The 8233-nt window shown below is 61.5% G+C and carries 6 protein-coding genes and 1 riboswitch; of the genes, 5 read left to right on the forward strand and 1 reads right to left on the reverse strand.

Going from position 1 to position 8233, the window contains the following annotated elements; translation table 11 throughout:
• Positions 1 to 946 precede the first annotated feature (946 nt).
• Positions 947 to 1243, reverse strand: a complete 297-nt coding sequence (locus AC1DLV_RS05225; RefSeq protein ID WP_476798503.1) for a hypothetical protein — start codon at positions 1241 to 1243, stop codon at positions 947 to 949.
• 169 nt (positions 1244 to 1412) lie between these two features.
• Here AC1DLV_RS05225 and AC1DLV_RS05230 point away from each other — a divergent pair, with 169 nt between their 5' ends.
• From AC1DLV_RS05230 to AC1DLV_RS05250, 5 genes are all read left to right on the forward strand, one after another.
• Positions 1413 to 2573 carry a mandelate racemase/muconate lactonizing enzyme family protein gene (locus AC1DLV_RS05230; protein ID WP_476798504.1) on the forward strand — a complete coding sequence of 387 codons (1161 nt, stop codon included), beginning with the start codon at positions 1413 to 1415 and terminating at the stop codon, positions 2571 to 2573.
• 36 nt (positions 2574 to 2609) lie between these two features.
• A complete protein-coding gene (locus AC1DLV_RS05235) occupies positions 2610 to 3782 on the forward strand; it encodes a M24 family metallopeptidase (RefSeq protein ID WP_476798505.1) in 1173 nt (390 codons plus the stop codon).
• A 128-nt stretch (positions 3783 to 3910) separates the two neighbouring features.
• Positions 3911 to 5350 carry an amidohydrolase family protein gene (locus tag AC1DLV_RS05240; RefSeq protein ID WP_476798506.1) on the forward strand — a complete coding sequence of 480 codons (1440 nt, stop codon included), beginning with the start codon at positions 3911 to 3913 and terminating at the stop codon, positions 5348 to 5350.
• Positions 5351 to 5404: 54 nt separating this feature from the next.
• A riboswitch (glycine riboswitch) is annotated at positions 5405 to 5505 on the forward strand.
• Positions 5506 to 5651: 146 nt separating this feature from the next.
• The gene (locus AC1DLV_RS05245) at positions 5652 to 6905 is read left to right on the forward strand and encodes a D-amino acid dehydrogenase (protein ID WP_476798507.1); all 1254 of its coding nucleotides are present in this window, start codon (positions 5652 to 5654) and stop codon (positions 6903 to 6905) included.
• A gap of 18 nt (positions 6906 to 6923) precedes the next feature.
• The coding region (locus tag AC1DLV_RS05250; RefSeq protein WP_476836124.1) for a malate synthase G at positions 6924 to 8233 on the forward strand (1310 nt) is incomplete at its 3' end.

An 8233-nucleotide genomic window follows, 5' to 3' on the forward strand; every position in this document is an offset into this window, starting at 1 on the left:
TCTAGAACCGCGACCTTGAGCTCGCTATTGATGGAAAGATCGGGCTTAGTGTCGGAGGGCATCGTCTCGGATGGCTCGCTGTGGCTTGGCGAACCTGTGCGGCTGTTTAACGGCCGCAACGGGGACGATCCGCACTACTTTGCGCGAAGCGTTTCTGAGCGATGCGTCGGTCTCGGTAGACCAGAACCTTGCGGTGTTACGGACGCGCGGCCGGATCATACGGGTCGATGCCGGTACGGGCGGTGAGCTGAGCTTCGGGATGTCGGCCGCCCGACTTCCATCGCAGCTGGAGCGAGCCGGGGCTGCGTCCCGAAGGCGCAACCGACGTCCTGATTACGCATGGTCATCCCGGCCATCTCTGGGGACTGACAAGCCCTGACGGAGTGATCCGGTTCCCCAACGCGGTTGGTACACATCAGCGGGGCCGATGGTCGCATCTTCATCGACCCGGCAAACGATCGCCACCCGGGCGTGGGTGGCCAAATGGAGGGTTGCAGGCAAGATTTGAGGCCGCAGGCGACCGATTGAATCTTTTGCGAGATGGCCAGGCCACCGCATTGCCATTATGCGGTCGAGGCGACCTGTTCGAAGAAATCTGCCTCAAGCGGTATCGCTGTCGCCAGGGGGCGAGACGTTCAACGGAATTGCTTGCTGACGCCACTTCTGAGGCAATTCGCGATCGTTTGCCGTTGAAGGTCGACTAGCATCTAGGCTCAGCGCTGAAAACAGCCGGCGTCCAGGTCGGAGCAACACAAATATACCGGATCGTCTACGGTTCCCATCCGCATGTTCCCATGATCTTGACGTTGGCCGTCGGTTTATCGCTTTCTCCAGGGTCACTGCCCGCCGGCCATATGCAACTTCAGACATCATTGAAAAAGGGCGTCCGAGACGCATGCGCAGGCCTGAAAGTCGCTATTCCAAGTCCACATAACGCCAGCGAGTGTCAGTCATCGCCTTCATACACATGGCGCTCGAAACGCTCGAGCAGTGTGTGCATCGCTTTGCGCGCGTCGGCGAATGCCTGCGATCCGCCCCTGACCGCCATATCGGCCTCGTAAGCTTCGCGAGAGCTAAAACTGCATTCCCACCTGATATCAGGGCCGTTTCCTTCGAGCCGAATCAGGATTCGGCCTGGTTCAAGCCCCAACGCGCGCCTGATTTCGGTCGCCTTGCGGCGCTGTACCAGCACAGCCGCAGCCTGGCCTTCCGTTGCGAAGTAGTTGGTCGCTTCGATGATCATTGTTTTCTCCTCTCCTTACGTGGCTTTGGAAGCTGCCCACGCCCCCGGAAAAATTCGGTGCTGCGAGGTGCTTGACGGTCCAAAAATATGATCATAAAGTGTGATCACACTAGATGATCGCAAATGTAGCGCGACGCATCGCCGGTGACAATGAAGAAGGTACAAAACGTTGCCCACGATCAAGTCCATCGAAACGCTGATTGTCCAACTGCCGACGAGGCGCGAGCACAAATGGGCCGGCCTAACCGAGGTCATTGGCCGCTATGTCATGGTCAAGATGACCGACAGCGACGGCCGTGTCGGCTGGGGCGAAGCGCCGGCGCTCAAGGATTGGGGTGGCGAGTTCGGCCGCTATTTCGGTGAGTCCGCGCTGATCACCCGTGCCGTCATCGAGACCTATCTGGCGCCTGCCGTCATCGGCGTCGAACTCGGCAACTTCGCCGAATTGCATGCCCGTATGGATGCCATCATCCGCGGCTATCCCTATTCCAAAGCGGCGGTCGAATTTGCTGCCTACGATCTTGCCGGACGCTGGCTCGATGTGCCTGTCCATACGCTGCTCGGCGGCAAGGCGCGCGACAAGGTCGGCATCACGCATTCGATCGGCTTGATCTCGATCGAAGAGGCAAAGGTCGAGGCGGCCAAGCTCGCCGAGGAAGGCATCAAGACGATCAAGGTCAAGATCGGCGTCGACCCGGCGCGCGACGTCAAGATGGTCGCTGCCGTCCGCGAAGCGGCTGGCGAGGCAATGGAAATCTGCGTCGACGCTAACGAAGGCTACAAGACGCCGGGCGAGGCGGTGCAGACCATTCGCCAGATGGAAAAGTACCGGCTCAAATATGTCGAGCAGCCGGTGATGGGCATTGAGCGCATCACTGAGGTCGCGCGCCGCATCGATGCGCCCGTCATGGCCGATGAATCGGCCTGGAACGCCCATGACGCCATCCAGATCACCGCCGCCGGCAAGGTGCAGATCGTGTCGATCTACACCACCAAGGCTGGTGGCCTCTACAAAGCGATGGAGGTCGGCGCCGTGTGCCGCGCCGCCGGCATCATCTGCAACGTCAACGGCTCGATTGAGACCGGCATCGGCAATCTTGCCAATGTCCAGGTCGCTGCTGCTTCGCCGGCGGTGACGCTGTCCTGCGTCATTCCGATCTCGACGCCGGCGGAGGCGCAGCACGGCCAGGTCGGCGGCATCTACTACACGGACGACCTGCTGGTTGAGCCAATGCGCTTCTCCGATGGCGCGATTGCGGTTCCGACTGGGCCCGGAATGGGCATTGATGTCGACATGAGGAAGATCGAAAAATACCGCGTCCGCGATTGAGCGTGACACCAGGATTTCAGGGGAGAACTTAAAGAAATGCGGGCAGAAATCGTCGCAAAGCAGGTCAAGGCAATGGCTGAGCATGGGCTTGATGCCATGATCTGCTCGTCGCCTGAGAACTTCGCCTACACCACAGGCTTCGTGGTTCCGTCGCAGGCGCTGATCCGTCACCGCCATGCGATGACGATCGTCACTCGGGACGGCCGCACTGCGATCTTCGGGGTGGACATGGAGGCGTCGACCATCAAGCGGAACCAGCCCAGCGTGCCGACGCGCATCTGGGCGGAGTTCTCCGACGATCCGATGCTGGTGCTGGCCGACCAGTTGTCCGACCTCGGCCTGGCGAAGGCGCGCATCGGCCTTGAGATGGATTATCTGCCGGCTGGCGATTTCGCCCGCCTGATCGCAGCGATGCCGGGCGCGCGCTTCGAGCATGCCGAACCGATCCTGGCGCGGCTGCGCCAGATCAAGACGGCTGAGGAAGTGGCCCTTCTGCGCAGGTTGTCGCGCATCGCCGACCAGGCGATCACCGACACGCTGGCCGTTGTCGATGCCGGCAACTCCGAAATGGATATCGCTGGGCACCTGACACGCAACGTCTATTCGCTGGGTGCTGACCACTTCAAGCTTTTGATCGTCGCCACCGGCGAGCGCAGCGTGCTGCCCAATGTCGGGCCGTCCGAGCGTGTGTTGAAGCGCGGTGACGTCTGCCGCGTCGAAATATTCTCGGTGATCAATGGCTACCAGGCAGGTGTGTGCCGCACGGCAATCGTCGGCGAGGCGCCGCCGATGGCCGATAAGATCTGGGCGCATCTGGTCGAGTGCAAATACGAGATCATGGAGAAGGTGAAGCCGGGCGCCAGCTGCCGCGCGATCTACGACGACTTTATCGCCAAGCTCGCCAAGCTCAATTTGCCGCCGATTTCGTTCGTCGGCCACGGCATCGGTCTGCACCTGCACGAAGATCCATATCTCGGCCTGACGCCTGTGCTGGGCAAGCCGGGCAGCGACGCGCCGCTGGAGGAGAACATGGTGCTCGGCTTCGAACCGCTCTGCTACGACACCGGCTACGGCTACGGCATGCAGAACAAGGACATGCTGCTGGTGACGTCGAACGGTTCGGAATTGCTTTCCGACTATGCCGACACCGACAAGCTGATCCTGTGCGGCACCGCCAAGCATGGTGGCAAGGTCAAGGCCGTCGCCTGAGCGAACCTGGCTTGTGAATTGGCAGCCGGAGTGCTTTGTGGCCCGGCTGCCAAGCGAGATATCGCCCGCCGTCACGGACCGGCGGGGCGAGATTGAGGGTCCGTGACTGAAGTATGGGGTGGAGACACATGCGCACGCTGATCGAGAATTTGAATTTTGCCTTTACGGTCGACAAGGACGACACGGTGCTGCGCAACGCAAGCATGGTCGTGGAAAACGACCGCATCGCCGACATTGGCCCGGCGGATGAAGTGGCGGCGCGCCACAAGGGCAAAAGCTTCGACAAGGTCATCGACGGCGCGATGCTGGGCCTCTGCCCAGGTTTTGTCGACAGCCACGTGCATCTGTCCGAGACGCTATCGCGCGCGGTCTTCCCTGACAATCTCAACACCCGCGCCTGGGTGTTTCATTGGGCAAAGCCGTTCTACGCTCACATCACTGAAGAGGATGAACATTGGGGCGCGCTGCTCGGTATCACCGAGATGCTGCGGTGCGGCACCACATGCTTCCTCGATATGGGCTCGCAATATGATCCCGGCGTCGTCATCCGCGCCATGGAAAAGACCGGCATACGCGGCATCACCGGCCGCCACGCCGCCGACAATCGTCCGGCCGAGCTGCCGCGCGGCTGGACCGAGGAGATGGCCGAACATCACTTCTTCCCCGACGCCAAGTCGGCGCTGAAGGTGCTGGAGGAAAACGTCCTCCGCTACAACAACACGCTCGACGGCCGCGCCCGCTGCTGGGTCAACATCGAGGGTAAGGAACCCTGCAGCCTCGAACTGCATGTCGGAGCGGTAAAGCTCGCCGAAAAACTAGGCGTCGGCACCACCTACCATCTCGCCACCTCGATCGAGGAAGCCAAGGTCTGCGAAAGCAAGTATGGCTGCTGGCCGATCACCCGCATCGACCGCGCCGGCGGCATCGGCAAGAACCTTGTCATCGCCCATGGAGCTGCCGTGTCGGATGAGGAGGTCAAGCTGCTGGCCGAGCGGGGCGCAAGCGTGGCCTTTTGCCCATGCTCGTCGTTCAAGCTAGGTAAGGGTGCGACCGCAATTGGCAAATACCCCGAGATGGTCAAGGCAGGCGTCAAGGTTGGGCTAGGCACCGACGGTGTGTCGGCTGCCGGCAACATGAACCTGATGCGGCAGATGCTCGTCGTCGCCGGCATGTTCAAGGACGCCCGCATGCAGCCCGACATCTTCACTGCAAAGCAGGCGCTTCGTGCCGCGACCATCGAAGGCGCACGCGCCTTGATGTGGGACGACGAGATCGGCTCGCTGGAGATCGGCAAGAAGGCCGACTTCATCCTGTTCGACCTCGACCATGTCGAATGGACGCCGTTCTACGATCCGCTGCAGGCGCTGGTATTTTCGGCTTCTACCGCCTCGATCACCCAGACCTGGGTCGATGGCAAGGTGCTTTATGCCGACGGCAAGGTGCAGGGCGTCGACGAGCCAGGCATCCGCCGCAAGGCCCGCGAACTGGCGGCTGCTGCAGTGGTGCGCGCTGGCCTGCACGAACATGGCGTCGAGACGACCACGACGCTTTACGACGAAGGTAACTGACACCCCCGGCTTCCGTTGCGGAAGTGCCGGACGACCTGTAGAAGACATGCGTTCGCAGGCTGCATGGGAGAGATCGGCCGAACCCGAGGGTCCGGCCGGCGCCGACGGAGCAACCCCCCAGGAAACTCTCAGGCAAAAGTGACCATGCAGCTGAACGATCTGGAGAGAGGCACTGCGAGTGCCCACCGAAGGGGAAAGCCGCGCCGGCAAGGCTGTCGCGGTTAAGCTCTCAGGTACAGCGACAGATTGGGGAAAAACCGCGGGTTTCGGCCCGCTCCCAACTTCAATCGCGGAGAGTGAAATGCCCCAAATTGCCGTCATTGGCGCCGGTATCACCGGCGTCACCACCGCCTATGCGCTCCTGGAACGCGGCTATTCCGTCACCATCATCGACCGTCAGCGCTATGCAGGTATGGAAACGTCGTTTGCAAATGGCGGCCAGCTTTCGGCGAGCAACGCCGAGGTGTGGAACCACTGGTCGACTTTGCTCAAGGGCATCAAGTGGATGCTGCGCAGCGACGCGCCGCTTCTGATGAACCCGAAGCCGAGCTGGCACAAATATGCCTGGCTCGCCGAGTTCGTCTCCAACATCGCGAATTACCGTGACAATACGGTGGAGACGACGCGACTGGCGATTTCGGCACGCAAACACCTGTTTGCAATTGCCGAGCGCGAGAACATTGACTTCGACCATGTCCGGCGCGGCATCCTGCATTTCTACTGGGACAGATCGAGCTTCCAGCACGCGCTCAAGGTCAACTCGATGCTGGTCGAGGGCGGTCTCGACCGCCGGCCAGTGACAGCTGCGGAAGTGAAGTCGATCGAGCCGACCTTGCACGGCGATTTTCACGGCGGCTTCTACACACCTTCGGATTCGACCGGCGACATTCACAAATTCACCTATGGTCTAGCCAAGGCCTGCGAGCGGCGCGGCGCGCGTTTTGTCTTCGACGCTACCGTCAATCGCATCGCCCGCGATGGCGTTTTCTGCATCGGATACACCGCGGGCGTACTTGATGGCCAGCCCGTTGACAGGGTCGTCGAGGCTGACGGCATTGTCGTTTGCGCCGGCTCCGCCAGCCGTCATTTCGCAGCGATGCTCGGCGACCGCGTCAACGTCTATCCGGTCAAGGGCTACTCGATCACCGTGCATCTCGACGATGAGCGCAGCCAGACTGCTGCGCCCTGGGTCAGCCTGCTCGACGACCGCGCCAAGATCGTCACCAGCCGTCTTGGCGAGGGGCGCTTTCGTGTCGCCGGTACTGCCGAGTTCAATGGTATGAACCGCGACATCCGCGACGATCGCGTCAAGCCGCTGGTCGACTGGACGCGGATGCTGTTCCCCGAAGTCGATACCAATCGCGTCGTGCCATGGGCCGGCCTCAGGCCGATGATGCCCAACATGATGCCAAGGGTCGGTAAAGGCCGGCAGCCGGGTGTTTTCTACAACACCGGCCATGGCCATCTCGGCTGGACGCTGTCCGCCGTCACCGCCCAGATGGTCGCCGAAACCATTGCCGGCGAGTTCCGCACCGACGCTGCGATCGCGGCCTGATTCCGGGAAGTTTGAACGATGAACATGTTAAGCCGGATTGCTGGCGCTGTTTCCCTTCATGGCCTTCGCGTTTCTCGCGAACTGCACGACTTTGTTGTTTCGGAGGCTTTGCCTGGGACTGGGGTCGATGCTGCAAAGTTCTGGGAAGGTTTTGCCGAGATCGTCCATGATCTTGGGCCCAAGAACCGGGCGCTGCTCGAAAAGCGCGACGATTTCCAGCTCAAGCTCGACGCCTGGTACCGCAAGCATGGCGCGCCGCATGACATGGCCGCCTACAAAGCGTTTTTGAGCGAGATCGGCTATCTCGTGCCGGAAGGCCCGGCCTTTGCCGTCACCACCGACAATGTCGACGCCGAGATCGCCACCGTCGCTGGGCCGCAACTGGTCGTGCCGGTGATGAATGCGCGTTATGCGTTGAATGCAGCCAACGCGCGCTGGGGTTCGCTCTATGACGCGCTTTACGGCACCGATGCGATTTCCGATGCCGACGGTGCGGAGAAGACCAAGGGCTACAACCCCAAGCGCGGCGCCAAGGTCATCGCCTGGGCCAAGGCGTTTCTGGATGAATCGGCACCGTTGTCTGAGGGCAGCTGGGCTGACGTCACCGGGCTTGCGGCCGACGCCGGCAAGCTGGTGCTGACGGCGGCATCCGGCGCGGTTGCCCTGCGCGATGCAAAACAGTTCGTTGGTTTTCGCGGTGCCGGGGAAACAAATCCCGATGCGGTGGTGCTGGTGAAGAATGGCCTGCATGTCGAAGTCGTGATCAACCGCGACAGCGCGATCGGCAAGACTGATCCGGCCGGCATCTCCGACATGGTGCTGGAGTCCGCGCTCACCACCATCCAGGACTGCGAGGATTCGGTCGCGGCGGTCGATGCCGAAGACAAGGTTTTGGTCTACCGCAACTGGCTCGGCCTGATGCGCGGTGATCTGTCGGAGACCTTCGACAAGGGCGGCAAAGCAGTCACCCGCAAGCTCAATGGCGACCGTGCGTACATCGGTCCCGATGGCGGTGCCGTGTCGCTGCCCGGCCGCTCATTGATGCTGGTGCGCAATGTCGGCCACCTGATGACCAATCCGGCCATCCTCGACCGCGACGGTCATGAAGTGCCTGAAGGCATCATGGACGCGGCAATCACAGCGCTGATCGCGCTGCACGATGTCGGCGCCAATGGACGCCGCATGAACTCCCGTGCCGGCTCGATGTATGTCGTCAAGCCGAAGATGCACGGCCCCGACGAAGTCGCCTTCGCCGTCGAGATCTTCGACCGGGTCGAGCGCCTTGTCGGCATGCCCCGGAAAACCATCAAGATGGGCATCATGGACGA

It is taken from the genome of Aminobacter sp. 01T433 (assembly GCF_056398585.1).